Genomic DNA, 24,907 nt, shown 5'->3' with positions numbered 1-24,907 from the left:
TTATAAAGGGTACACTTTATTTTCCGACCTCCTCTAATCTATAATACCTTATACGACTATTTTAACCATTTAGTTTCAATATATATTAATACCACTAAAAGGAATTTGTAAAAATAAGGATAAATCAATTGTGAGGATTCATATTACTAGATAAAAACTACATTTAAACAGAAGAACATAAAAACAAGAACCCTCCCCCTAGCATCTGAAGCTAAAACATCAATAGCGATAAATTGAAAGGAGCAAAGAAAGGGAAATCTCATCCTCAAAACTTTGCTCCTATTTCTACTGTTATTTACTTGACTTTATTGGTGGTTTCATCATTTCATTGTCAATCAATATCGTTTGATTCAAAGTTGTCTAGCAATACACGCACTTCATCCGTTGATTTTGTGTTCATCAATTGACTTCTTAATTCACCAGCTCCTCTGAATCCTTTGACATAAATTTTGAAGAAGCGATGAAGTCCTGTGATGGAACGTGGTAGTTCTTCCGCGTATTGATCTTGAAGATCGAGCTGCAGTCTTAAAAGATTAAGATACTCTTTACTGCTATGCTCTTTTGGCTCTTTTTCAAAAGCAAAAGGATTTTTAAAAATACCTCGTCCAATCATCACGCCATCAATCCCGTATTGTTCAGCTAGTTGGAGTCCCGTTTGACGGTCAGGAATATCTCCATTGATCGTCAGTAGCGTATTAGGTGCAATACGGTCACGAAGTTTTTTGATTTCCGGAATAAGCTCCCAATGCGCATCTACTAGGCTCATTTCCTTTCTTGTTCGTAGATGAATCGAAAGGTTCGCAATATCCTGCTTTAATATATGCGTTAGCCAATCCTCCCACTCATTTACATCCTTGTAGCCAAGCCGTGTTTTCACGCTAACAGGCAGTCCGCCCGCTTTTGCTGCTTGAATTAATTCTGCGGCCACATCTGGTCGGAGAATAAGGCCACTCCCCTTCCCTCTTGATGCTACATTCGGTACAGGGCAGCCCATGTTAATATCAATGCCTTTAAAACCTAGCTCTGCCATCCCAATACTCATTTCACGGAAATATTCGGGATTATCTCCCCAAATATGTGCCACCATTGGCTGCTCATCTTCTGTAAAGAGCAAACGACCGTGCACACTTTTCTTTCCCTCTGGATGACAGTAGCTATCCGAATTTGTAAACTCAGTAAAAAACACATCTGGTCGACCTGCTTCACTTACAACGTGACGAAAAACAACATCCGTTACATCTTCCATCGGTGCAAGCACGAAAAAAGGCCGTGGTAAATCGCGCCAAAAATTATCTATCATGTTAATTCCAAATCCTCTCACTATGGACATATTGATATATTTACCTCATTACCTAATAGAGGTAGAAGCATTATTTATCAAGAGCTAATGTAAAAATCAACAATGTTTATTTTAACGAAAATCAGTCCTAAATGGTATTTTAACAAACAAAAAAGTAGATGGTATAGATTATTTCTACCTCATCTACTTTTATTATACCTAATTTTCATTTCTATATTTTTTCGAATGGATCCATTTGTGAGGTGGATTTAAACAAAATAGATAATATGACTGCAATACTATCGGGTGGAACTCAAATATTTACTTTCTATATTTGAGTTCTGCCGTTATCTTCTTGCATCTGTTTATTATACTGTACCTCTGGTTTCTCTGGTTTTTTCGACCAATAGGTAGCGAGAATCGGACCAGAAATATTATGCCAAACAGCCCCAAGTACACTAGGTAGGGCCGCTAAGGGACCGAAGTGGGCAGTGGCTAACGCTACACCCAGACCAGAGTTCTGCATTCCAACTTCAATTGAAATAGCTCTTCGATTGCTTTCATCAAGGCCTAATACACGGGCTGTTATATAACCAAATAACAATCCGAATGCGTTATGAAGCACTACAGCTGCAAAAATAATGGAGCCTGCCGAAGCGATGGTATCGACATTACCAGCAACAACAGCAGATACAATAATCATAATAGCAACTACTGAAATAAGAGGAATCACATTAATACTTTTTTCTACGATTTGAGGAACAACTCTTCTGATAATAATCCCTAGGATAATAGGGATAATAATTACTTGAATAATTGAAGTAAACATTGCTATTGGATCAACTGGCATCCATTTACCTGCAAGTAATAATAGGATGATTGGTGTGGCAATTGGAGCTAATAATGTCGAAAAGGATGTCATTGTGATGGACAAAGGTACATTTCCTTTAGCTAAATACACCATGACGTTTGAAGCAGTTCCACCAGGTACAGATCCAAGAAGGACTAGCCCTGCAGCTAATTCTGCTGGCAAGTTCATTATATAAGCAATTAAAAAAGCGGAAAGTGGCATGATAACATATTGAGCACATACACCAATAATGACTGGTACTGGATTCGTGATAACCAATTTAAAATCAACTGCTTTTAACGTCAGACCCATGCCAAACATAACAATGCCTAGCAAAATCGTGATATACCCGCCAAATATTAAAAAGGGTTCTGGAGCTATAAAGGCAATAACAGCAATACAAATAACCCATATAGCAAAGTATTTTCCAGCAATCGTACTAATCGCTTCTAAAATTTTCATATTTCCACTCCCTATATTTTTATTTTCAATATTTTATTCGGATTGAAAAGTGTGTCAGGGTCAAGTGCTTGTTTAATCTTTTCCATCACTAGAAGTGCTTTACCGTGTTCTTTCTCTTGATATTTCTGCTTACCAATGCCCACACCATGTTCTCCTGTGCAAGTTCCTCCTCGTTCCAGTGCATACATCACAATCAACTCATTTAATTCATCAGCTTTCTTTATTTCCTTTGGATCATTCATATCAATCATTAATAGTACATGGAAATTTCCATCACCAACATGTCCAACAACCCCACCTGTAAGCGCTAACATATCAAGTGCTTCTCTTGCATGTTCAATAGCACCTGCTAACTCGGATATCGGTAAGCAAACATCGGTTACCATTAGTTTTTTTCCTGGATGTCCATGGACATAGGCGTAAGCTAAATTATGGCGAGCTTCCCATAGTTGATTTCGGGCTGCATTATCCATCTCAAATTCAATATTTTTGCAATTATGAGCCGCTACAATCTCTTTCATAAATTCTACATCCTGCCTTAAGCCAGCCTCATTTCCCTCAAATTCCAAAAATAAGGTTGGTTGTTCTTCATAAGCTGTTTGACTATACAAGTTCACTTGTTTCATTGAAGGTTCATCTACAAGTTCAACTCTTGCAATGGGAATTGCCGCTTGTAGAATACTCACAACTCCTTCCACAGCATCATTCACTGTTTCGAAGGACGCTCTAGCAGCCATGACACATTCAGGAATACCATAAACTCTTAACGTCAACTCAGTAAAACAACCAAGTGTTCCCTCTGACCCAACAAATAGACCGTTTAAATGATAGCCCGATGAAGATTTCTCTGCTAAATTCCCTGTATGAATCACTGTTCCATCTGACAGAACAACCTCTAAATCTCGAACTTGATCGCGCATAGTACCATATTTAACAGATGTTGTCCCACTAGCATTTGTTGCGGCCATTCCTCCAATTGTCGCATCTGCTCCTGGGTCTACGGAGAAAAATAATCCATATTTCTTCAACTCTTTATTCAATTGAGAACGTGTCACCCCTGGTTGAACTTTCACAAGAAAGTCCTTCTCTCTAACTTCTACTATTCTGTTCATGAGTGAAAAATCAATTGTTATCCCATGATTATAAGGAATCACATGTCCTTCTAAGCTTGTTCCTCTTCCAAATGGCACTATTGGTACTTTGTATTGATTTGCTATGTTCATTATCTTACTCACTTCTTCTGTCTTTGTCGGAAATACCACAATATCGGGTAGACAGGCACTATGATAGGATTCATCACTGCTATGCTGTTCTAAAATCGTTTGATTGATTGTCACTTCAATTTCTGGAAGAACACTTCGTAGGGCCATCACTAATTCTTCATTTGTAGTAATCATTTTTTCCTTCCCCTTTTGCTCTCATAGTATTTGGATGGTTTAATTATTAATTTTATATGTCATACCAATTTTCTATATTCTTAAAATTGGTCCAACCTTTTTACATTGTACTAAATATTCAGAAAATATCAACTATTATTTTTTTTCGTAAATTGATAAACATGCTGTATTTCTGTATGATTAAAGCGTTTATAGTACTATGTATTTAAGGTGGTGAGATAGGTAATGCCTCAACCAAAGAAAAAAGCGTATCAAGTAATTGTTGATCAAATAAAGGAATATTTTTTAAATGGTGAATTACAGCCTGGGGATAAACTCCCGACAGAAAGAGAATTAGCGAGTCGTTTTAATGTCAGTCGAACATCGGTAAGAGAGGCACTTCGAAAGCTTGAAATAAAGGGATTTATTGAAATTAAACAAGGCAGTGGTAGCTTTATTAAAACAGCAGAGTCCCATACTTTAGGTGAAGAACTCTCCTCTACAATTATTAATACTGAAAAAAAATTAATTTATGAAATGTTGGAGCTTCGCCAAGCACTTGAAGTAGAGTGTGCCTTTTTAGCTTCACGACGAGCTACTTCTGTAGACTTAGAGCGAATTAGCCAAGCATTAGACATGATGGATCAAGGTAAAAATGATGTAGAATTAGGAATTCAAGCAGACCTAAGTTTCCATCATAATATTGTACTCGCTTCACATAACTCTATATTTTTACAACTGTTCCAAACCCTTAGTGAGCATATGCAAGACACAATCCGAGCTACCCGCAGACAACGCTTGGAAGATCCAGAACGAACGCAAGAGACTATCGATGAACATAAAAAAATTTACTTAGCCATCGCCTCTGGAGATGCGAACCAAGCTAAGCAACTCATGGAAAACCATATCACGCAAATAAGACGAGAATTAACAGAGTCTCTTTTAAGTCATATTGGAGAAAAAAACAATTAAAACTAGAGATACACAATTATATATAGTTTATAAGTGATGGGATGTTCTGAATGGTTTTTGTCAGTGGGAATTGGCTCAATTAGTGAATGTTACAGATGGAAGAAATTACATCGAAAAAAACTCGGATTCGTATTTGATCGAATCCGAGTTTTTATTGATTTTAACTAAATTCCGTCCTAAAACGGTAATTTTTATATTGTATAGATGAGTTTAGTAATGTGTTACACATTTAACTTAAGCCATGCCACGGCTTCACAATGTGTGGAGTGCGGGAACATATCCACTGGCTGGATTTCCTGCGTTTGATAGCCGCCATCCTCTAAAATGCGAAGATCGCGTGCTAGTGTGGCTGGGTTACAGGATACGTAGACCACTCGTTTTGGTCGTTGCTCTAGAATAGTAGTTAGCAGTGCTTCATCGCAGCCTTTGCGCGGTGGATCAACTACTAGTACGTCTGCTTCCTTGCCTTCTTTATACCATCTTGGGATAACTTCCTCTGCTGGGCCTGCCTCAAAATAAGTATTTGTAAAACCATTAAGCACTGCGTTGCGTTTGGCATCTTCAATCGCTTGTGGGACAATTTCCACGCCCATGACAGTCTTTGCTTTTTGAGCAAGGAATAAAGAAATCGTACCAATTCCACAATACGCATCAATGACACGTTCATCTCCCTGTAAGTCAGCATAATCTAGTGCTTGCTTGTAGAGGACCTCTGTTTGCTCTGGGTTGACTTGATAGAAAGAACGAGCAGAGATTTCAAAACGTACATTACCGATAGTATCAATAATAACGTCTTTACCCCAAAGGTTGATTGTGTCATCACCAAAAATAACATTGGTTTTCTCACTATTCACATTTTGCATAATTGATGTAACGTTTGGCACTAGCTTTTGGATTACTGCAATAGCTGCCTCTTTTTGTGGTAACTTTTTCTTTTTCGTTACAAGGACAACCATGACTTCTCCTGTTGCTCGTGCTTTACGGATAACGACATGACGCAACATGCCTTCATGTGTATGCTCATTGTAAGAGCGAACACCTAACGTTGCTAATTCCTTTTTCAAGCCTGCAAGAATAGCATCTGCTTCTCCTGTTTGAATTAAACAGCGATCCATATCCACAATGCTATGCGTTTTTGTTTTATAAAAGCCGGCAATCGCTTGTCCTGCTTCATTTTCAGAGAAAGGAATTTGTGCTTTATTACGGTAGTGCCAAGGTTCTTTCATACCTTTTACTGGGTGAACAGGTGCATGAATTTTACCAATCCGCTGCATCACATTGCGCACCATATTTTCTTTCCATTTTAGCTGCCCCTCATAGGATAAATGCTGTAATTGACAGCCGCCACACTGCTTGAAGTAATCACATGGAGCTTCAACACGGTCTGGAGATGGCTTGATAATATCTATTACCTTTGCAAAGCCATAGTTTTTTAATGTTTTTAACACATGGATTTCGGCCGTTTCGTTTGGCAGTGCGCCTTGTATGAATAGTGGATAACCTTCAACCTTTGCGACACCATTGCCATCATGCGTTAGATCTTCTATATAAACTGAAAGTCGTTCATTTTTTTTCACGGGTGCTGACATTCGTACATCCTCCATTTCAATCTCCTTATTGTAGCATGTGTTGGCGAATGAAAAAAGAACAAGACTTGGCTGTTGCGCGTCTCTGCTAATTAACTTGAAAAAAGAGTCGCTATTCGCGACTCTTTTCCTGCTCTTTTGTAATATGATAATCCCTTGGTGCCCACCAAAATGCACACAAGATCCCAAGAATGACGACAATAAAAGGTGCATAAAAAATTAAAAAACTTTGCATATGTGCTTTCCTCCTATGCGTGATTGTCTTCTTTTCCTGTCACATATTTTTTATTGAATAAGAATAGTTTCATCAATAAATAAAGTGAAGGAAGAAGAAGACACAGTCCTAAAATAAATGCGATAACTAAAGCGATCGCCATTTGTGTGCTTGTAAAGCTATCGTAAATGGTTAAATACGGATACAGTAGATATGGATATTGAGCAATTCCATAAGCAAAGAAGGCTACGGCAAATTGAGCAATCAGGAGCCCAACTGCAAGTCCGTACTTTTTACGCATGGCAATGAGTACGACTGTGACAATAAATAAGACAGCTGAAATCGCAAACATCCACCATAAATTTACCATATGACTGTAGCTCTCTGGGTTGATGGATTTCATTTCATACATAATGCCAAGCGCACTAATCATTAGCGGTGCTGCCCACACAAGAGCATATTTTCTCATTAGTTTCGTTGCTTCGCTATCATTTGCTTTATGCGCGTACCATGTTAAAAATACGGCTGAAATATACAATACCGCAGCGATACTTAGTACCACAATGCTCCAAGCAAATGGACTTGTATATAAAGTCCAGTAGTTCAGCACAGGCTGCCCATCAATTACATCAACATAGCCTCCACCAGCAATGGCAAAGACAACGGATAAAGAAGCGGGAATTAATAAACCTGCTACACCATATGTCAGTGTATATCCGATATGGCCTCGTGTACCATACGATTCAAAGGCATAGTAGGAGCCTCGAATTGCCAATAGTACAAGCGAAATACTAACGGGCACAAGTAAAATCGTTCCGTAATAAAAAGCGGTTTGCGGGAAAAAACCTACGATTCCTACAAAGAAGAATACTAAAAAGACATTGGTAACTTCCCAAACAGGCGATAAATAACGTTTAATAATATTTGTTAAAATATGATTTTTTCCAATAAGTAGGCTGTATGCATTAAAGAAGCCAGCACCAAAATCGATTGATGCGACTATGACATAGCCAAATAGGAATATCCATAATACTGAAATACCTAAAATCTCTAACGTCATAGGATGTCACCGCCTTTTTCAGAGTGGCGATCTTCAATCTCGCGTTCGATTGGGTTCTTTTTAAACATTCTTACCAATACGACAATACTTCCCACTGCTAATACTGCATAGACTCCTGCGAATAAAAGCAGCATTAAATCCACATGGTCGCTCGTCGTAGCTCCCTCAGGTGTACGCATTAGTCCATAAAGTATCCATGGTTGACGTCCAACTTCGGCAAGCCACCAACCTGCTTCAATAGCGATAATTGATAGTGGTCCTCCCGCTACGATAATCCATCTATACCATCGTGAATGAATAAACTGCCAGCACCGTGCTTTCCCTACAACATAAAGTAATGAAACTAGCATCATAAACATACCAATGGAAACCATGATATCAAAGAGATAGTGAATATAGAGTGGTGGTAGATCCTCTTCCTCAAATTGATCTAAGCCGATTACCTCTGCATTAGGATTAAAATGTGCAAGAATGCTTAAAGCATACGGAATTTTGATAGCATATTTAACTTCTTCTCCATCTAAGACACCAAATAATACAAGAGACGCCTTACCTTCTGTTTCAAAATGCCATTCTGCTGCTGCTAGTTTTTCGGGTTGATATTCGGCTAAGTATTTTCCTGAAAAATCTCCAATCACAGCGGCTGCTATGGAGAAAATCAAGCCAATTTTCATTAGTAAAAGTAGTGATTTTTTATGGTATACATGCTTCGAGCCTTTTAACATTCTAAATCCTGCAATAGCTGCTAGCACAAATGCCGATGTCATGTACGCTGTCACAAGTACATGTGCAACCTTCGTTGGCATGGCGGGGTTAAACATTGCAAGAAAAGGTTGAATATTAACAAGTTCTCCGTCTACGATATCAAATCCTCTTGGTGCGTTCATAAAAGCATTAACGATTGTGATAAAGACTGCCGACATCGATGCTCCGACAGCAACAGGGATTAACAGAAGCATATGCTTTTTCTGACTATCAAAGCGATCCCAAGTATATAAATAGATGCCCAAGAAAATCGCCTCAAAGAAAAATGCAAACGTTTCCATAAAAAGTGGTAACGCAATTGTTTGACCAGCGAGTTGCATAAAATTAGGCCATAATAATGATAGTTGTAAGCCGATTGCGGTTCCAGTTACCACACCGACTGCTACAGTAATGACAAAACCACGGGCCCAACGTCTTGCCATTAAGATATAATGTTCATCATTCTTTTTATACCCAGTCCATTGAGCAATCATAATCATTAACGGGACACCCACACCAATTGTTGCATAAATAATATGGAACGATAATGTTAACTCCGTTAATGCTCGGCTCCAATAGACCGCTGATTCATTAATCATCTCATTGCCCCCTTAACTTCCAAATATTCTTCCAAGAATAGAAAGTAGCATAATGATTGCAACACCAAAGCTTAGCCATATAAGCTTCTTTTCTTGTGACTTATACAAAGGCAACACTTCCTTTCCCTTATCCATACCCCCATTTTCCACTATTCCAACGAAAAAAACCTTAATAACGGACCGAAACTTCAGTCTATTATTAAGGTTTCAAATTTTGTTCAAGTAATATACGCACATTTGCCAAACATTTTTCTAATTTCATTCACATTCTTACTTCTAAAGCTTAGTTTATGGGATTTAGCCAGTTTTATTCTAATGATGGAATTTTAATTTGGAGCGGCCTCTCCTTCTTTGAGAGCACTTCAAGCAATCAAAAAAATACAAAATAAAGCTCATCCACAATAAAATCGGATGAGCTTTTCGGGTTCATTAAATACGGTCTTCCTCTCGAATATCTGCGAGTGGAACAAAGATTTCGATGTGACGCTTTAGGTTTTCAAATGTAGCAGGAGCGTCTCCGCCATATTCGCCATCGAGGTTAAGGTGGACCTCATTTTCTGTAGTAACTTTGACAACGCTAGCTTTTTTGTAGATGACACGATCATCATTTAAATGTTCGCCTCTTAGTGCCATGGCAGCTAGTTGAATAAATTCAGGAAGACTTACCTTCTTTAGCACTATTAAAGTAAAGTAACCATCATTAATGCTTGCATCAGGAGCTAGTTTTTCAAAGCCGCCTACTGAATTCGTTAACCCACATAGGAACATCATAGCGTCGCCATCAAATACTTCGCCATCATATTCAATGCGCATATGTGAGGCTTTGATGGATGGAATCATCTCAACTGCCTTTACATAATAGGCTAACTGACCAAGCATTGTTTTCATTTTGCTTGGTACTTCGTATGTTAGCTCTGTAATACGTCCGCCAGCAGCAATATTGATGAAATAGCGTTCGCCATTTAAGAGACCAACATCCACTGGCAATGTGTCGCCTTGAATAATAATGTCTACTGCCTCTTCAATATTTCGAGGGATATGCACGGCACGGGCAAAATCATTTGTAGTGCCCATTGGAATTAGACCAACTTTCGGACGGTTTTCAAATGGACTTACACCTGAAACAACTTCATTTAATGTGCCATCTCCACCAACTGCGATGATGATATCAAAACCGCGTTCTACCGCATTTTTTGCTGCAAGCGTTGCATCGCCTTCACATGTTGTTGCGTGACAGGATGTCTCATAGCCTGCTACCTCTAGTTTTTCCAACACCTCTGGTAGATGTTTCTTAAACACTTCGCGTCCAGATGTAGGATTATAAATGATTCTTGCTCGTTTCATAACATACCTTCCTGCTTCATAAGATTCTACTTCATTCAACGATTTGTACGTTGAAATGTTGCAATACTCTTGTTATTTTTGTAATGCTTCTGTTACTTGCTTCTTAAAGTCCTCATAAACAAATGTCCAATATGTTTGATTGGAGATATTTTCTTCACGAATTTCTGCATAAAGAGCCTTTTGTGCCTCTTCAAATGTTGGATCTTCTTTATCTGGTAAGCTTGCTCGTTTCGTTACGACGAACTCTTGTAATTCTGGTGCGCGTGGTCCCCATTTTCCAATCACTTCTCCAGCATCATCTAATAAGAGATAAATTGGAATTGCACGACCACCGTTTGTTAAATAACGATCAATTAGTTCTGTATCAGCATCACGGAAAACGGTACGCATATCTAATCCTGCCGCTTCAGCAATACGGCGAATAATTGGATTATTTAACATTGCGTCTCCGCACCAATCCTCTGTAATCGTTAAAATTTTAGGTTGTTTTTCTTTTAATAACTCAATAAAATCATCGTTTGTTGGTACTTCAAAGCCATCATAAATACGAAAGCTTTCTTCTTTTAACGTCGTCATGTTCTCCATATATTGCTGTATTGATATAGCTTCATTAAAATACTGTTGTTCTGTTTTCATTGGCTCGTCCCCCTTATTACTGTCTATTCTATATTTTGCTATGAATACTCTTTTTAAACAACTATTAAGTTTCGCAAAATGCAAATTTGTTACATTTTTGAAAATTAATAGCCGAGGGAGCAATGAAGCTCTCTCGGCTATTATGCTACAACGAGTATTATCGTTTGGCAATTTCTTGTTGTAATAATTTATTAACCATTGGTGGGTTAGCTTGACCTTTTGTTGCCTTCATAATTTGACCAACTAAGAAGCCAATCGCACGGTCTTTACCATTTTTGAAGTCCTCGATAGATTGAGCATTGTTATCTAAAACTTCTGTTACGATTGCTAGTAATGCACCTTCATCAGAAATTTGCACTAAGCCTTTTGCTTTCACAATATCTTGTGCAGATCCGCCATTTTCTACCAATTCAGCAAATACTTTTTTACCGATCTTAGAAGAAATTGTACCGTCTGTGATTAATTTCACCATTTCAGCAAGGTTTTCTGGTGTTAATGCAGTATCTTTTAGATCTTTTTGCTCTGCGTTTAAATAAGCAGAAACATCTCCCATTAACCAGTTAGCAGAAAGCTTAGCATCTGCCCCATTTGCTACCATTGCCTCAAAGAAGTCTGAGATCTCTTTAGAGATAACAAGAACTCCAGCATCATAAGGTGTTAAGCCTAGTTCTTCAACATAGCGTTTTTTACGAGCATCTGGAAGCTCAGGAATTTCAGATTTCACACGCTCTAACCATGCATCATCAATTGAAAGACGAACTAAGTCTGGCTCTGGGAAGTAACGGTAATCGTCTGTTCCCTCTTTAACACGCATTAAAATTGTTTTACCTGTTTTTTCATCAAAACGACGTGTTTCTTGCTCAATCACGCCACCAGATAATAATACATCTGCTTGACGTAATTCTTCATGCTCTAAACCACGACGAACATAGTTGAAGGAGTTCAGGTTTTTAAGCTCTGTTTTTGTACCAAATTCTTCTTGACCATAAGGGCGAATAGAAATATTGGCATCACAACGTAATGAGCCTTCTTCCATCTTACAATCAGATACGTCAGTATATTGAATAATCGATTTTAATTTTTCGAGATATGCATATGCTTCGTTTGGTGTACGAATATCTGGCTCAGAAACGATTTCAACAAGCGGTGTTCCTTGACGGTTAAAGTCAACTAGTGAATGGTCACCAGCATGTGAAAGTTTACCAGCATCTTCTTCCATATGAAGACGTGTGATACCGATACGTTTTGTATAGCCGTCTACTTCAATATCAATCCAACCATTTTTACCGATTGGTTTATCGAATTGTGAAATTTGATAAGCTTTCGGATTATCTGGATAGAAGTAGTTTTTACGGTCAAACTTTGTTTCTTGTTCGATTTCCATATTGAGTGCAAGTGCTGCACGCATAGCGAAATCTACTACATTTTTGTTCAGGACTGGTAGGACCCCAGGATAGCCTAAATCGATTACTGTTGTATTTGTATTTGGTTCAGCACCAAAGTGAGCTGGTGCTGGTGAGAAGATTTTTGAGTTAGTCTTCAACTCAACGTGTACTTCTAAACCAATGACTGTTTCAAAGTTCATGTTATTTTCCCTCCCACATTTGAGGAACTTCTTTATGGAACTCAGTTGCTTGTTCAAAAGCATGAGCCACACGGTAAATAGTTGCTTCATCGAAATATTTACCAATTATTTGTAAACCTAATGGTAGGCCGTTTTCAAAGCCACAAGGAATTGAAATCGCTGGTACACCTGCTAAGTTCATCGGGATTGTTAAAATATCGTTTGCATACATTGTCATTGGATCATCAACATTTTCACCAATCTTGAATGCTGGTGTTGGAGCTGTTGGTCCAATGATAACATCAAAGTCTTCAAATACTTTATCGTAGTCTGCTTTGATCAATGTACGTGCTTGTTGTGCTTTTTTGTAGTACGCATCATACGTACCTGCACTTAGTGAATAAGTACCTAGCATGATACGTCGTTTTACTTCATCACCAAAGCCTTGTGCACGTGTTTCTTTATAAAGGTCCATTAAATTTGTAACGTTTTCTGCACGGAAACCATAGCGGATACCATCGAAACGAGATAAGTTAGAAGACGCTTCAGATGAAGAAAGGATATAGTACGCAGCTAGTGCATATTTCGAGTGAGGAAGTGATACCTCTTCTACAGTAGCACCTAAGCCTTTTAATACCTCTAATGCCGCAAGCACTGATTGACGAGCTGCTTCACCAACTCCTTCACCAAGGAATTCTTTTGGCACAGCGATACGTAAGCCCTTAACATCACCAGTAAGAGCTGCAGCGTAATTTGGCACCTCAACATTCGCAGAAGTCGAATCATTTGGATCTAATCCAGCGATAGCTTCTAGTAATAGCGCATTATCTTCAACATTGCGTGTAATTGGTCCAATTTGATCTAGAGAAGATGCGAATGCAACTAGACCAAAACGAGATACACGACCATATGTAGGTTTCATCCCTACAACACCACAGTAAGCTGCAGGTTGACGGATTGAACCACCTGTATCTGATCCAAGAGAGAATGGTACTTCACCAGCTGCTACAGCTGCTGCAGATGCACCTGAAGAACCTCCTGGTACGTGGTTTAAGTTCCATGGATTTTTTGTTGTTTTATAGTATGAGTTTTCGTTTGAAGAACCCATTGCAAATTCGTCCATGTTTAATTTACCAACTGTAATCATGCCAGCTTCACGTAGCTTGTTGACAACAGTTGCATCATAGATTGGCATAAAGCCTTCTAGAATTTTAGAGGCACATGTTGTTTCTAAGCCTTCTGTTACGATGTTGTCTTTCACACCGATCGGTAGACCGAATAATGGTCCACGCTTTTCAAATGGTACTTTATCCATTTCAGCAGCTTGAGCAGTTGCTTTTTCTTCGTTTGAAGCAAGGAATGCTTGTACATCGCCATCAAGCTTTGCAATACGCTCGTATGCTTCTTTCGTTAAGTCAGCGATTGATAAGTTACCCGCTTTAATTTCTGCTTGTAACTCCTTAGCTGAACGTTCAAATAGCGTCATGAGGAATCCTCCTATGTTTTAGTATTACATGATAGCTGGTACTTTTACTTGACCATCTTCTTGTTCTTTTACGTTTAACATCATTACTTCGCGGTCTAAACCTTTTACTGCTACGTCTTCACGCATTACATTCACTAATGGTAAAACGTGCGTTGTTGGTTCAACATTTGTTGTATCCAGTTCATTTAACTGCTCCGCAAAGTCTGTAATTTTACCAAGCTGTTCAGCAAATTTCTCTGCTTCTTCTTCTGTAATTGCAAGACGTGCTAAATTTGCCACGTGCTTTACTTCTTCTTTTGTTAATTTAGCCATTTTTCACACCTCCGAATACTTGTTCAATTCATTGTTTTTATTGATAACAATAGGGTTGAATAAAGTTAACCATGCCAATAATCATAACATTTTTCATTTTAAAAATCACAACTTTCACTAAAAATATAGAAACTTTCACTACTATAACAAAGTGTTGTCTCTATCATCCTGTTGTGTTCCTCTATTTCAATCCATTACCATAAAAAATATAGTCAGCACAAAGGCTGACTATATTAATCATAGACATGCACGTAAGGGTCCTTGTCATTGGCCTTTTTGATGATTAATGCCTCAGGACCATTCACTGAAGTAACACTCACTTCCACATGAATATTATCAAATTGATTGATTAAAATCCCTGTTAAATATTGCGTAAATCCTATTATCTCTGCTTTGCCGAAAAATTGGATTGGGATTTCAATCGAAAGGTTTTGTATTTGTTTATTACGATAGAAACCAGTTCCGATCACACTTGTATAGTTAGAAAAATATTTATCAACATCTTGCTTGAAGTTCTTGAAGTTATTGTTGACATCTCGGTATACATCTTGTGAATCATCTGTTGGGAACAAGACGTAATTTTCATCTATACCTTCCCAATCAGCGATGCTGTTCTGCCCAGCTTTTGCTACACCATAGCTAAAGTATGTCCCTGGAATAATTTGATTACGGGCTTGCTGCTTAAACAGACCGACTACAATCGGTACATCCTTTAACTCTTCACGTGAACGTAAACGAGAAACGATTTCAGTAGCCATTTTTTTGCCCTGCTCAATAAGAGTAGACTCTGAAATTGGTTCCTCGTAATATTCGCCATACTGTTCTTTTTGATAGTAATAGATAGAATTTAAGGCAAGACCGATTGAAATCCCGCCTAGTTTCACTTTATTATCCTTCGTTTTTGTTAAGTAGTTTTGCTCTACAATATGGGATAAATAAACTGGAGCCTTTGTTGCTCGCTCCTCAGGTGTCATTGTGTCTGTTGTCGGTGGATTTAATCCATCCTCTGTTTGTGAACTACGAGCAAGCCAAGAGCTTACTGTACTTTCAGCTAAATATTGACCTTCTTGGAAGTAGTAGTTTTCTGTGTCGAACTCGTTTTGAGATAAACGCATTAAACCTGATTCAACTTCCTTCATATCATATTTCGTATAAATGTTAGATACCACTAGACCTCTACTTGCACTCTCTTTATAAGGGATAAGCGTCTTATAATAAGATTCATCAATTTGTATGCTTGGGATAATTGTTGTTTCAGCTTTTTCTTTCTGTTGCGTTTCCTGTGTAAGCTCTGTCTCCTTCTTGTCAGAAGGCACACAGCCGACTAGCATTGCAGCAGCTACGATTGCTGGAATGAGTCGAAAAGACTTCATTATTTAGTGCTCCTTTACTAATAGTCAATTTTAGGTCGACGAATCTACTCGACGCCTTGTTGTAACGGTTGTGCACTCAACATTGCCTCCTATTCATAAAAGGGAGGATATCATGCACTTATTAAATGAGGTTAAGTTGTTCAATTAAGTTATCTTCAGTCCAAACTTCGATACCCAATTGCTCAGCCTTTGTTAGTTTAGAGCCTGCATCCGCACCTGCGATCACTAGATCTGTTTTTTTGCTGACACTACCCGTGACTGTACCACCTAACTCTTCTATTTTCGCTTTTGCTTCGTTGCGTGTCAATTGCTCAAGTTTACCAGTTAAGACAATTGTTTTACCTGCAAAAGGACTATCACCTATCGCTACTTCTACTTTTTTACCTTTGTATGTCATATTCACGCCTGCTTCAGCAAGACGCTTAATGACTGCTCGTGCATCTTCATTTGAGAAATACTCCACTAACGATGAAGCCATTTTATCTCCAATTTCATAAATTGCCACAAGCTGCTCCTCTGTTGCAGCCATCACTGCTTCCATTGAACCAAATTCCTCTGATACGATTTTAGCTGCTTTTTCACCAACATGACGAATTCCTAGTCCAATTAATAAACGCTCCATCGAATTTTCCTTCGATGCTTGAATGGCATTTACTAAATTAGTTGCTGATTTTTCGCCCATACGCTCCAATTCCACAAGCTGCTCTACCGTTAAATGATACAGGTCAGAAACATCATGTATTAAATCTGCACGTAATAATTGCTCCACTACTTTATCCCCAAGACCGTCAATATTCATCGCGTTTCGAGAAACAAAATATTTTATGCTTTCTGCAATTTGCGCAAAGCACGCAGGATTTACACAGCGCAGGGCAACTTCGCCTTCAATCCGAATCAATTCACTATCACAAACAGGGCAATTTTTTGGCATGACAAAAGGGACTGAATCCTCAGGACGTTGTTCTATTAGCACACCCACAACTTGAGGAATAATGTCACCAGCTTTTCGAATAATAACTGTATCTCCAAGACGAATATCCTTATCTCGAATTAAATCTTCATTGTGTAAAGAAGCACGTTGAACCGTCGTTCCCGCTACTTGTACGGGGGTTAAAATCGCTGTAGGAGTAACAACACCTGTACGACCTACTGTTAAATCAATATCAAGTAACGTTGTAACAACTTCCTCTGCGGGAAATTTATAGGCAATCGCCCAGCGTGGACTCTTTGCTGTATAACCTAGTTCATCTTGCTGAGCATAACGGTCAACTTTAATAACAATTCCGTCAATCTCGTAAGCTAATTTTGGACGGTTTTCTGTCCAATGTTCTATAAAGGCCATTACCTCTTCAATAGTAGAGCATCGTTGGCGTTCTTTATTGGAAGGGAAGCCTAAGCCTTCTAAATAATCAAGCATTTCTGCATGACCGTCGATACCATATACTTCACCGTCTCCGCCAATGGCATAGATAAACGTTGATAATTGGCGACTGGCCGCAATTTTAGGGTCTAACTGACGTAATGAGCCAGCAGCAGCATTCCGTGGATTAGCAAACAACTCCTCACCATTGTTAGCACGTTGGGCATTTAAGTTTTCAAAGGATTTTTTTGGCATATACGCCTCACCACGTACTTCAATCGTAATGGGTTCCTTTAAACGAAGGGGAATCGCACGGATTGTCTTTAAATTGGCGGTAATATCTTCTCCTACCACACCATCTCCTCTTGTAGCCCCTTGTACAAACATGCCATTTTCATATTTTAATGAAATAGCTAAACCATCTATTTTCAGCTCACATACATATGAAAATTGATCTCCGATAGCCTGACGCACTTTACGATCGAATTCTCGTAAATCCGCTTCATGAAAAGCATTTGAAAGACTAAGCATTGGGTAATCATGCGTCACTTTTTTAAAACCCTCTACCACTGCTCCACCAACACGCTGCGTAGGAGAATCGGGGTAAATAAGGGATGGGTTCGCTTCTTCTAATGCAATCAGTTCCTGTAATAGCTGGTCATAGACACTATCTGCTACGACAGGTTTATCTAACACATAATAGGCATAACCATATTCATGCAGTAATTTATTTAACTCCGCTATACGCTGTTCTATTTCGTTCATTTACGTTCCTCCGCTTACGCTTTTTCAATCGGTGCAAATTGAGCAAGTAATCGCTTTATACCAATTGGTTGTGGGAATGCGATATCAAGCTCTGTACTATCACCTTCACCTTTTACACTAACAACCATACCTGTTCCCCATTTTTTATGAATCGCCTTATCTCCAGCTTTCCATCCAAATTGATCTCCCCCCGTTGCTTGTAAACGTGCTGTGGCAGGTTGTGTTTGCTGAATAGCACCCAGCGTACGCTTTTGATGGCCACCGATTGAACGATTGTTAGTAGCAAATGGTACTGTTGATGTTGTCCCTGCCTTAGAAATTGACTCTGTAATATCTTGAGAAATTTCACCTAAAAATCGGGATGCATTATTAAAGCTTGAACGACCAAAAATCGTTCGGCTTTGGGCACATGTTAAATATAGACGTTCCTCAGCACGGGTCACACCTACGTACATAAGGCGGCGTTCCTCTTCCATTTCTTCTTGATCGTCTAGTGAGCGTGAATGTGGGAAGATGTTTTCCTCCATACCGATAATAAAGACAACTGGGAACTCTAAGCCTTTAGCTGCATGCATCGTCATTAAAATAATATTGCCTTTAGATGCATCCTCTTTGTCAAGTGCATCAATATCAGCTATAAGGGCTAAATCTGTTAAAAAGGCAATTAAGCTTTTATCATCACTGCGCTCTTCAAAAGCCTTTGTGACAGATAAAAACTCTTCAATATTTTCTAAACGGCTTTCTGCTTCAATTGTTTTTTCGTTTTGTAACATTGCTCGATAACCCGATTTATCAATAACTTGCTCCACAATTTCAGTGACAGATAGATATTCCTGCATTTGTGTAAAGCCTTTAATCATGGCATAAAATTGCTCAGCCGAATTTGCTGCTTTCCCTGATAATCCCATGAAAACAAGATCATTCATCGCGTCAAAAATCGAACGATCCTGATCTATCGCATAACGTGCCATTTTTTCAAAGGAAGTTGCACCAATACTGCGCTTTGGCTCATTAATAATACGTGCTAGTGATAAATCATCATCATTATTAGCAATAAGTCGTAAATATGCTAGTAAGTCCTTTATCTCTTTTCGATCATAGAACTTTGTTCCGCCTACTATTTGATAGGCCATATTGGACTTAACAAGTACTTCCTCCATTACACGAGATTGAGCGTTTGTACGATATAAAATAGCAAAGTCATCAAATGAACGATTTTCTTTTTCAATTAACTGTTGAATCGTTTGTACAACAAATTGCGCTTCCTCCTGCTCGTTATAAGCTTTATATAGTGCAATCTTTTCACCTTCTGAATTTTCTGTGCGTAATTCTTTTGGGTAACGTGTTGTATTATTTTGAATGACGTCATTGGCTGCCTGTAGGATGCGTTTAGTTGAACGATAATTTTGCTCTAGCATAATCACCTTTGCAGTTGGATAATCCTTTTCGAAGGATAGGATATTCCCAATATCTGCACCACGCCAACGATAGATAGACTGATCGGAATCACCTACAACACAAATATTTTTAAATTTCTTTGCTAGTAATTGTACAAGTAAATACTGAGATTTATTGGTATCTTGATATTCATCGACATGAATATATTGAAATTTATTTTGATAATATTCAAGCACTTCAGGTACACGTTTAAACAACGTAATCGTCGTCATAATCAAATCATCAAAATCAAGGGATTGGTTGCGGCGTAATCTTTTCTCATAGCCTTTATAGACACGTGCAACTGTTTGTTCATAAGGATTCTTATCATTCATTTGGCCTGCGTAATCATCCGCTGCTATACACTCGTTTTTTGCTGCACTAATAGCATTTAAAATTGCTCGTGGCTCAAAACGTTTTGGATCAATATTTTCTTCCTTCATCACATTTTTGATGACTGAAAGCTGATCCGTAGAATCTAAAATAGAGAAATTACGAGAAATGCCTAGTTGATCGATATTACGACGTAAAATTCTTACACACATAGAGTGGAAAGTAGAAACCCACATACTATCGCCCGTACCATTACCAAGAATGCCATCAATACGTTCACGCATTTCTCGTGCTGCTTTATTTGTAAATGTAATCGCTAAAATTTTAGAAGGATATACTTCCTTTTCGATAACTAGGTAAGCAATACGATGTGTTAAAACTCGTGTTTTTCCTGACCCAGCGCCTGCCATAATGAGTAATGGTCCTTCAGTTGTTTTAACTGCTCTTTCTTGTTCAGGATTCATGCCTGCTAGTAAATTTTTTGTTAACTGTTCCATTTCGCACCGCCTTACAAACATTTGTTCTAAAATTATAACGTATTTTTAACAGCCTTAACAGTCGCAAGTGCAGCTTTTAAATCTTCGTAAATAATATTTCCAACTACTACCGTATCTGCAACGCGTGCCATTTCCTCTGCTTGCTTTACAGATGTTATGCCACCACCGTAAAAGAGTTTGGTATGCTTCAGTTCGTTTTTCACAGCACTAACTACCTCTAGATTGCCATACATTCCACTGTACTCTAAATAAAAAACAGGCAGTTTAAAGAAATTCTCTGCCATGCGTGCATAAGCTACCACGTCATCAATCGTTAAATCTGTTTTCGCACCCGTTACATGGGCTACTTTACAATCAGGATTTAAAATACAATATCCTTCCGCTACTAATTCATCCCATACCATAATATCGCCGTATTCTTTAATAGCCTCATGATGTAAATTTTTAATCCATTTTGGATCATCACTATTTAATACCGTTGGGATGAAATAATAGTCGTAACCTGGTGTTACCGCATCGATCGTAGAAATTTCAAGTGCTATCGGCACCTCAAAACGACGCACTCGAACAAGTAAATCTAATACCCCATCCAACGTTACATTATCTGTTCCCCCGACCAAAATAACATCTGTCCCAGACTCGCAAATTTTTTCTAATGCTTCATCGGAAATGTCCTTCGCTGGATCTAGCTTGAACACATGTCTCCATTCTAAATAATCCATCTATGTTTACCACCTATCATTTTCTATCTATTCGTTTACAAGTATAGCTTATGATACACGACAAAAAAATGAAAAAGACCGAGTAGAACTTCTACTCAGCCTTTTTTCTGACTATTCTTTTGGTGCTTGGAATGGTTTTTCATCTGGATACAAACGACCTAACATTTCATCATATGTATCATTCCCATAATCGAAGCAGCGACGCACGCGCGAAATAGTTGCAGTACTTGCCCCTGTTTCCTTTTTAATGGATTCGTAGGTTTTCTTTAATCGTAATAAATGTGCAACCTCAAAGCGTTGTGCCAACGATTGAATTTCACTAATCGTACATAAATCATCAAAAAACTTATAGCATTCCTCGATGTCCTTCAACTCTAACACTGCTTTAAATAATTGATCTGTTTGATGCCCCCGAATTTTTTCGATTTGCATACAATTTTCCTCCCTTTAAGGCTGCGTTTTCACCATTGCTTGTAACCCTGGCGAAGATGGTACGAAATGAACCCACGACTTTCCTGGTACAAGCTTTACAGGATCCCCTGTTTGCTCTACAGCCATTGGTATTCCATTAACATTAGCCCATTTGACTTCCCTCAAATAGCCATTTTGAAATACATACGCATTTCCACCAGACGTTAAATCAATTGCTTGGCGACCAATATCATCAATTGTTTGGTGATCCATTTCGAAAAATAGAACATTTGCTAATGACACTGTTTCGCCTGTTAACATATCTTTTGTGTCCACGCTAGCCGATTGTCGTTCATAGTGATTCGTTTGATGATTATACACATACGCGTTATGGAAATCTTCATTATTTCCGTAATAAATGTCAACTTGACTTGTTTCAATACCTATTTTACCACGTTCATCTGGTTCATAAAAAGCCTGAAGTACTTTTTCACTGTAATTCATTGAAGCGCCTACCATTTCAGCACCTTTTAGAATGTTTTCTGATGTAATATAGGAATTGTGTGGCGCAACGCGGTCGTTAGAACGTTTAAACAGAATACCATCATAAGCCATACCGTTGATATTGTCGACGATACGATGATCAAGCATTGTTTTCGCCTCAGGACTATAGCCATGTGCTACATAAAAGGCATCAAATCCCTTGGCCATATCGATAAAATAAGAGCGTGCACTACGAACTGGCCCAATATTTTCAGGCAGTTCACTTTGGTATACTGCTAAAAAGCGTGTCACATTACCTTCTGCAAGCATTTCATAAGTGATATCCGCCGCAGCTAAGCCTGATTGTGGACGTGCCGCTGGATGATTATTAATGGTTACGATAATTGGTCGCTGTGTAATTTCTTCTTGTACAGCCTCCCCAGTAAGTGGTGCAACAAATGCTGGTTGTTGCACAGGCTCCTCCACTACTGCTTCTTCCTCTACAATTGGTTCATCATCCTCTTTGACTTTTGGTGTATCCTTTGAACATCCCCCGATTACCAAAGCACTAAATGCAAAAGCAATCCATAATTTTTTCGATTTGAACACAAGCATATCTCTCCTTTGAACAATTACAATATTTGTAATTGTTTAAACAACTGAAACACTTTCATGAATTAGCGCATAACAGCAGGTAATAATAACTTATTCTTCATCACATCGAAAATTCCTTGTGGTGTTATACGAATATATGGTAAATGAGTAGATTGTAAAAATAATAATGTATAAATGGCATCTCCTAATTGATAGCCTCTATCTGCTAAAGCTTGTTTTAAAGCCTTTTCTTTCTCTGTTAAAGTGAATACATCTCCATCATATAAAAGTCCACCAATTGTTAATGGTATGTCCGCTATAACTTCTCCTTTTTCGACGAGAACAATACCACCATTCATTGCCTTCATTTCTTCGAAGGCTTTAATCATATCGTCTTTATTTTTTCCAATTAACAATATGTCACCAGTGTTGGAATAAGAGGATGCAAAGCCTTGGACATCCGTTGCAAATCCTTTAATCATTGTATTTACATGCCAGTTGCCTTTTCGGTTAATGAGCATTAAATAGCACTCATCATGATTTGCCAATGGCCCTTCTTTCGTAATTAAAGAATTATAAGGCTTTGTAATCACATCATTAACTAATTGAATCCCAAACGGCATAGAAAACTGGAAATCCTGTGAATCTAATGAGAAATCTAAATCTAAAGCTGGGATGGCAGAATAATCAATTGTCGCCATTCTATGCACACGATCCCCATTACGCTTCAACCAGACACCCTTTGATAAAACACTTTCTGGAACAGGATGATATTCATCTTGTAAAATATTGAGTGAAGCAAAACGCCCTGTTGCGATAAAACCATGTAAATTAGACATGTTGTAATAACGTGCTACATTATAGGAAGCCATTTGATAAGCATCAATAGGAGATACCCCTGCATCTAAAGCTACTTGAATGCATTTATCCATCACACCATCCTCATGGAATGAAGGAGTTGAACCGTCTGTTGTCATCATTAAATGATCAAAGATTGGAAGCTCTTTTTCTACTATTCCTTTTAGTAGATGTGGTAAATCTGGTCGTATGGAAGAATGACGTAAAGTTACAGCATAGCCCTGCATAATACGACGCTCTACCTCTTCTACTGTCATTGCCTCATGATCACCATCAGCACCAAGCAGTTTCATTCGTGCCAATGTTCTTTCTGAAGCTCCAGGGAAATGACCTTCAATTTTTTTTCCCAGTCCCTTAGCCATTTGCATACGATAAAGCATTTGATCGTCGCCATGCAACAGCTTAGGCCAGCCTGTCAACTCTCCACCAAGTAAGACATCACTTCGCTCTAACCACTCTAATATAGAAGTATTAGAGAAAACCTCTTCTTCTTGCTCCAATTCAGTTTGTGAGTCAAAGCGAGTCCACCAATAAAAAGAAAAAGGTAGCTTTTTCAAACTCTCTAAAATTGAAAACGCTTTCTTATTTTCTAAATTTAAAACAAAGCTTAAATTATCCGAAATAAAAGTTGTTGTCCCAAGCTGACCACAAAAATCTGCAAATGACTGTGGATGATAAAGCTGGAATGGGTGTACATGTGGCTCAATATAGCCAGGTACGATTGTTTTTCCTGTACAATCCACCACTTCTGTTCCTTCTAATAAAGGAGGCATTCTGTCACCAGCATAGACAATGCGATCTCCCAAAATCCAAATGTTCCCTACTATGAATTGCTTTAACATACTATGCAAATAACGTGCATTCTTCAGCACGATATCTGGTGCCTTTTTCCCATCGATTACTGCTAATTGTTGACGTATTTTTGTTATTTTCCATACTGGATCCATGCTATTCGCTCCTTCCTAAATTACGTAATTTTTCATTGTGTAAATCCAACTTGAAATCACATACTACTACTGCATAATCGCATATTTTCATAAAAATTATGCTTTATGCAATCATCTTGTTTCAATCGTAACACAGCACTTTCATAAAGCAAAGTGCACCTCGCTTATTTTTTCCACAATGACTAAAGGAGGAAGTAATGATGATGCAGCAAGCAAATTTAAGCGAAAAGAATGCATTTTGTCGTTTTGCCATGGGGACAAGTTTAACCGCATTTGGTATCGCTAAAGTTTCTAGAAATCCTAATTGTACAAAAGGTCGATTAATGATTGCATTAGGTGCCATGAAAATGGCTGAGGGACTTTTTAAATATTGTCCAACGAAAGCAGTTTTAAGCTCCAATATGCAGAATGCCATGAACACCTCTATGCAAAGTATGTTCAGCGGGCAAAATTCTATGTCTACTGAACAAATCGATAAGCTCATGAAGGATTTTTCCTCTGCTATAGCTGGTAATTCTTCAGGTTCACAAGCTACTGCTTCAAAACAATCTAACACCAGCACTTCAACTCAAAATTCCTCAAATAGTAGCGATTCTTCAACGAATAAAGCTCAGAATCCTTCTTAGTCAAAGGAGCCGTCCCA

Annotated in this window: 21 protein-coding genes; 2 read left to right on the top strand and 19 right to left on the bottom strand. The window is 38.3% G+C overall.

Features of this window, described 5'->3' with window-relative positions; all coding sequences use genetic code 11:
- Window positions 1-331: 331 nt before the first annotated feature.
- The 3 genes from C7B89_RS21505 to C7B89_RS21495 form a co-directional block, all read right to left on the bottom strand.
- Window positions 332-1,300 (bottom strand): tRNA dihydrouridine synthase, encoded by a 969-nt coding sequence (locus C7B89_RS21505; RefSeq protein WP_066038210.1) that lies wholly within the window; start codon window positions 1,298-1,300, stop codon window positions 332-334.
- Between the two features lie 307 nt (window positions 1,301-1,607).
- Window positions 1,608-2,591 (bottom strand): bile acid:sodium symporter family protein, encoded by a 984-nt coding sequence (locus C7B89_RS21500; protein WP_048394864.1) that lies wholly within the window; start codon window positions 2,589-2,591, stop codon window positions 1,608-1,610.
- 11 nt (window positions 2,592-2,602) lie between these two features.
- Entirely contained in the window at window positions 2,603-3,988 is a 1,386-nt protein-coding gene (locus tag C7B89_RS21495) for an FAD-binding oxidoreductase (protein ID WP_048394866.1), read from the bottom strand.
- Between the two features lie 225 nt (window positions 3,989-4,213).
- Between C7B89_RS21495 and C7B89_RS21490 the strand changes: the two genes are divergently transcribed.
- Entirely contained in the window at window positions 4,214-4,939 is a 726-nt protein-coding gene (locus C7B89_RS21490) for a FadR/GntR family transcriptional regulator (RefSeq protein ID WP_066038209.1), read from the top strand.
- Between the two features lie 221 nt (window positions 4,940-5,160).
- Here the strand turns inward: C7B89_RS21490 and rlmD are convergent, their stop codons facing one another.
- The 16 genes from rlmD to C7B89_RS21415 form a co-directional block, all read right to left on the bottom strand.
- Window positions 5,161-6,528 (bottom strand): 23S rRNA (uracil(1939)-C(5))-methyltransferase RlmD, encoded by a 1,368-nt coding sequence (gene rlmD / locus C7B89_RS21485; RefSeq protein WP_066038233.1) that lies wholly within the window; start codon window positions 6,526-6,528, stop codon window positions 5,161-5,163.
- A 109-nt stretch (window positions 6,529-6,637) separates the two neighbouring features.
- Entirely contained in the window at window positions 6,638-6,760 is a 123-nt protein-coding gene (gene cydS / locus C7B89_RS23490) for a cytochrome bd oxidase small subunit CydS family protein (RefSeq protein ID WP_004225690.1), read from the bottom strand.
- A 13-nt stretch (window positions 6,761-6,773) separates the two neighbouring features.
- Window positions 6,774-7,799 carry a cytochrome d ubiquinol oxidase subunit II gene (locus C7B89_RS21480; protein ID WP_004225693.1) on the bottom strand — a complete coding sequence of 342 codons (1,026 nt, stop codon included), beginning with the start codon at window positions 7,797-7,799 and terminating at the stop codon, window positions 6,774-6,776.
- Window positions 7,796-9,142, bottom strand: a complete 1,347-nt coding sequence (locus C7B89_RS21475; protein ID WP_054548987.1) for a cytochrome ubiquinol oxidase subunit I — start codon at window positions 9,140-9,142, stop codon at window positions 7,796-7,798. Before C7B89_RS21475 ends, C7B89_RS21480 begins: the two co-directional genes overlap by 4 nt.
- 429 nt (window positions 9,143-9,571) lie before the next feature.
- Window positions 9,572-10,486 carry a diacylglycerol kinase gene (locus C7B89_RS21470; protein ID WP_004225701.1) on the bottom strand — a complete coding sequence of 305 codons (915 nt, stop codon included), beginning with the start codon at window positions 10,484-10,486 and terminating at the stop codon, window positions 9,572-9,574.
- Between the two features lie 72 nt (window positions 10,487-10,558).
- Window positions 10,559-11,122: a thioredoxin family protein gene (locus tag C7B89_RS21465; RefSeq protein ID WP_054548986.1), complete on the bottom strand. Its 564-nt coding sequence runs from the start codon at window positions 11,120-11,122 to the stop codon at window positions 10,559-10,561.
- Between the two features lie 157 nt (window positions 11,123-11,279).
- On the bottom strand, window positions 11,280-12,707 hold the full coding sequence (gene gatB, locus C7B89_RS21460) for an Asp-tRNA(Asn)/Glu-tRNA(Gln) amidotransferase subunit GatB (RefSeq protein ID WP_048394874.1): 1,428 nt from the start codon (window positions 12,705-12,707) through the stop codon (window positions 11,280-11,282).
- A 1-nt stretch (window position 12,708) separates the two neighbouring features.
- The gene (gatA, locus tag C7B89_RS21455; protein WP_004225706.1) at window positions 12,709-14,172 is read right to left on the bottom strand and encodes an Asp-tRNA(Asn)/Glu-tRNA(Gln) amidotransferase subunit GatA; all 1,464 of its coding nucleotides are present in this window, start codon (window positions 14,170-14,172) and stop codon (window positions 12,709-12,711) included.
- Window positions 14,173-14,196: 24 nt separating this feature from the next.
- Window positions 14,197-14,484 (bottom strand): Asp-tRNA(Asn)/Glu-tRNA(Gln) amidotransferase subunit GatC, encoded by a 288-nt coding sequence (gene gatC / locus C7B89_RS21450; protein ID WP_004225708.1) that lies wholly within the window; start codon window positions 14,482-14,484, stop codon window positions 14,197-14,199.
- Between the two features lie 233 nt (window positions 14,485-14,717).
- Window positions 14,718-15,857, bottom strand: coding sequence for a CamS family sex pheromone protein (locus C7B89_RS21445; RefSeq protein WP_054548985.1), 1,140 nt, complete (start codon window positions 15,855-15,857; stop codon window positions 14,718-14,720).
- A gap of 121 nt (window positions 15,858-15,978) precedes the next feature.
- Entirely contained in the window at window positions 15,979-17,982 is a 2,004-nt protein-coding gene (gene ligA, locus C7B89_RS21440; RefSeq protein WP_054548984.1) for an NAD-dependent DNA ligase LigA, read from the bottom strand.
- 14 nt (window positions 17,983-17,996) lie between these two features.
- Window positions 17,997-20,249, bottom strand: coding sequence for a DNA helicase PcrA (gene pcrA / locus C7B89_RS21435; RefSeq protein ID WP_054548983.1), 2,253 nt, complete (start codon window positions 20,247-20,249; stop codon window positions 17,997-17,999).
- Between the two features lie 32 nt (window positions 20,250-20,281).
- Window positions 20,282-20,971, bottom strand: coding sequence for a heptaprenylglyceryl phosphate synthase (gene pcrB, locus C7B89_RS21430; RefSeq protein WP_054548982.1), 690 nt, complete (start codon window positions 20,969-20,971; stop codon window positions 20,282-20,284).
- Between the two features lie 111 nt (window positions 20,972-21,082).
- Window positions 21,083-21,403 carry a YerC/YecD family TrpR-related protein gene (locus tag C7B89_RS21425; protein ID WP_004225717.1) on the bottom strand — a complete coding sequence of 107 codons (321 nt, stop codon included), beginning with the start codon at window positions 21,401-21,403 and terminating at the stop codon, window positions 21,083-21,085.
- Between the two features lie 15 nt (window positions 21,404-21,418).
- Window positions 21,419-22,474, bottom strand: coding sequence for a DUF3048 domain-containing protein (locus C7B89_RS21420; protein ID WP_054548981.1), 1,056 nt, complete (start codon window positions 22,472-22,474; stop codon window positions 21,419-21,421).
- Window positions 22,475-22,542: 68 nt separating this feature from the next.
- A complete protein-coding gene (locus tag C7B89_RS21415; protein ID WP_054548980.1) occupies window positions 22,543-24,264 on the bottom strand; it encodes an adenine deaminase C-terminal domain-containing protein in 1,722 nt (573 codons plus the stop codon).
- A 200-nt stretch (window positions 24,265-24,464) separates the two neighbouring features.
- Between C7B89_RS21415 and C7B89_RS21410 the strand changes: the two genes are divergently transcribed.
- On the top strand, window positions 24,465-24,890 hold the full coding sequence (locus C7B89_RS21410) for a YgaP-like transmembrane domain (RefSeq protein ID WP_053075731.1): 426 nt from the start codon (window positions 24,465-24,467) through the stop codon (window positions 24,888-24,890).
- Window positions 24,891-24,907: the final 17 nt, after the last annotated feature.

It is taken from the genome of Lysinibacillus capsici, assembly GCF_003367505.1.
GTDB classification, from domain to species: domain Bacteria; phylum Bacillota; class Bacilli; order Bacillales_A; family Planococcaceae; genus Lysinibacillus; species Lysinibacillus capsici.
The sequence above is the reverse complement of the archived record's forward strand: the minus strand, read 5'-3'. Positions and strand labels throughout refer to the sequence as shown.

Bases quoted from the DNA above. Each gene is read 5' to 3' on its own strand.
- cydS (WP_004225690.1), bottom strand. From the start codon at position 6,760: ATGCAAAGTTTTTTAATTTTTTATGCACCTTTTATTGTCGTCATTCTT.
- C7B89_RS21480 (WP_004225693.1), bottom strand. From the start codon at position 7,799: ATGACGTTAGAGATTTTAGGTATTTCAGTATTATGGATATTCCTATTT.
- C7B89_RS21425 (WP_004225717.1), bottom strand. From the start codon at position 21,403: ATGCAAATCGAAAAAATTCGGGGGCATCAAACAGATCAATTATTTAAA.
- pcrA (WP_054548983.1), bottom strand. From the start codon at position 20,249: ATGGAACAGTTAACAAAAAATTTACTAGCAGGCATGAATCCTGAACAA.
- C7B89_RS21465 (WP_054548986.1), bottom strand. From the start codon at position 11,122: ATGAAAACAGAACAACAGTATTTTAATGAAGCTATATCAATACAGCAA.
- C7B89_RS21490 (WP_066038209.1), top strand. From the start codon at position 4,214: ATGCCTCAACCAAAGAAAAAAGCGTATCAAGTAATTGTTGATCAAATA.
- C7B89_RS21415 (WP_054548980.1), bottom strand. From the start codon at position 24,264: ATGGATCCAGTATGGAAAATAACAAAAATACGTCAACAATTAGCAGTA.
- C7B89_RS21410 (WP_053075731.1), top strand. From the start codon at position 24,465: ATGATGCAGCAAGCAAATTTAAGCGAAAAGAATGCATTTTGTCGTTTT.
- C7B89_RS21500 (WP_048394864.1), bottom strand. From the start codon at position 2,591: ATGAAAATTTTAGAAGCGATTAGTACGATTGCTGGAAAATACTTTGCT.
- C7B89_RS21505 (WP_066038210.1), bottom strand. From the start codon at position 1,300: ATGATAGATAATTTTTGGCGCGATTTACCACGGCCTTTTTTCGTGCTT.
- gatC (WP_004225708.1), bottom strand. From the start codon at position 14,484: ATGGCTAAATTAACAAAAGAAGAAGTAAAGCACGTGGCAAATTTAGCA.
- gatB (WP_048394874.1), bottom strand. From the start codon at position 12,707: ATGAACTTTGAAACAGTCATTGGTTTAGAAGTACACGTTGAGTTGAAG.
- C7B89_RS21470 (WP_004225701.1), bottom strand. From the start codon at position 10,486: ATGAAACGAGCAAGAATCATTTATAATCCTACATCTGGACGCGAAGTG.
- rlmD (WP_066038233.1), bottom strand. From the start codon at position 6,528: ATGTCAGCACCCGTGAAAAAAAATGAACGACTTTCAGTTTATATAGAA.
- C7B89_RS21495 (WP_048394866.1), bottom strand. From the start codon at position 3,988: ATGATTACTACAAATGAAGAATTAGTGATGGCCCTACGAAGTGTTCTT.
- ligA (WP_054548984.1), bottom strand. From the start codon at position 17,982: ATGAACGAAATAGAACAGCGTATAGCGGAGTTAAATAAATTACTGCAT.
- C7B89_RS21445 (WP_054548985.1), bottom strand. From the start codon at position 15,857: ATGAAGTCTTTTCGACTCATTCCAGCAATCGTAGCTGCTGCAATGCTA.
- C7B89_RS21475 (WP_054548987.1), bottom strand. From the start codon at position 9,142: ATGATTAATGAATCAGCGGTCTATTGGAGCCGAGCATTAACGGAGTTA.
- gatA (WP_004225706.1), bottom strand. From the start codon at position 14,172: ATGACGCTATTTGAACGTTCAGCTAAGGAGTTACAAGCAGAAATTAAA.
- pcrB (WP_054548982.1), bottom strand. From the start codon at position 20,971: ATGGATTATTTAGAATGGAGACATGTGTTCAAGCTAGATCCAGCGAAG.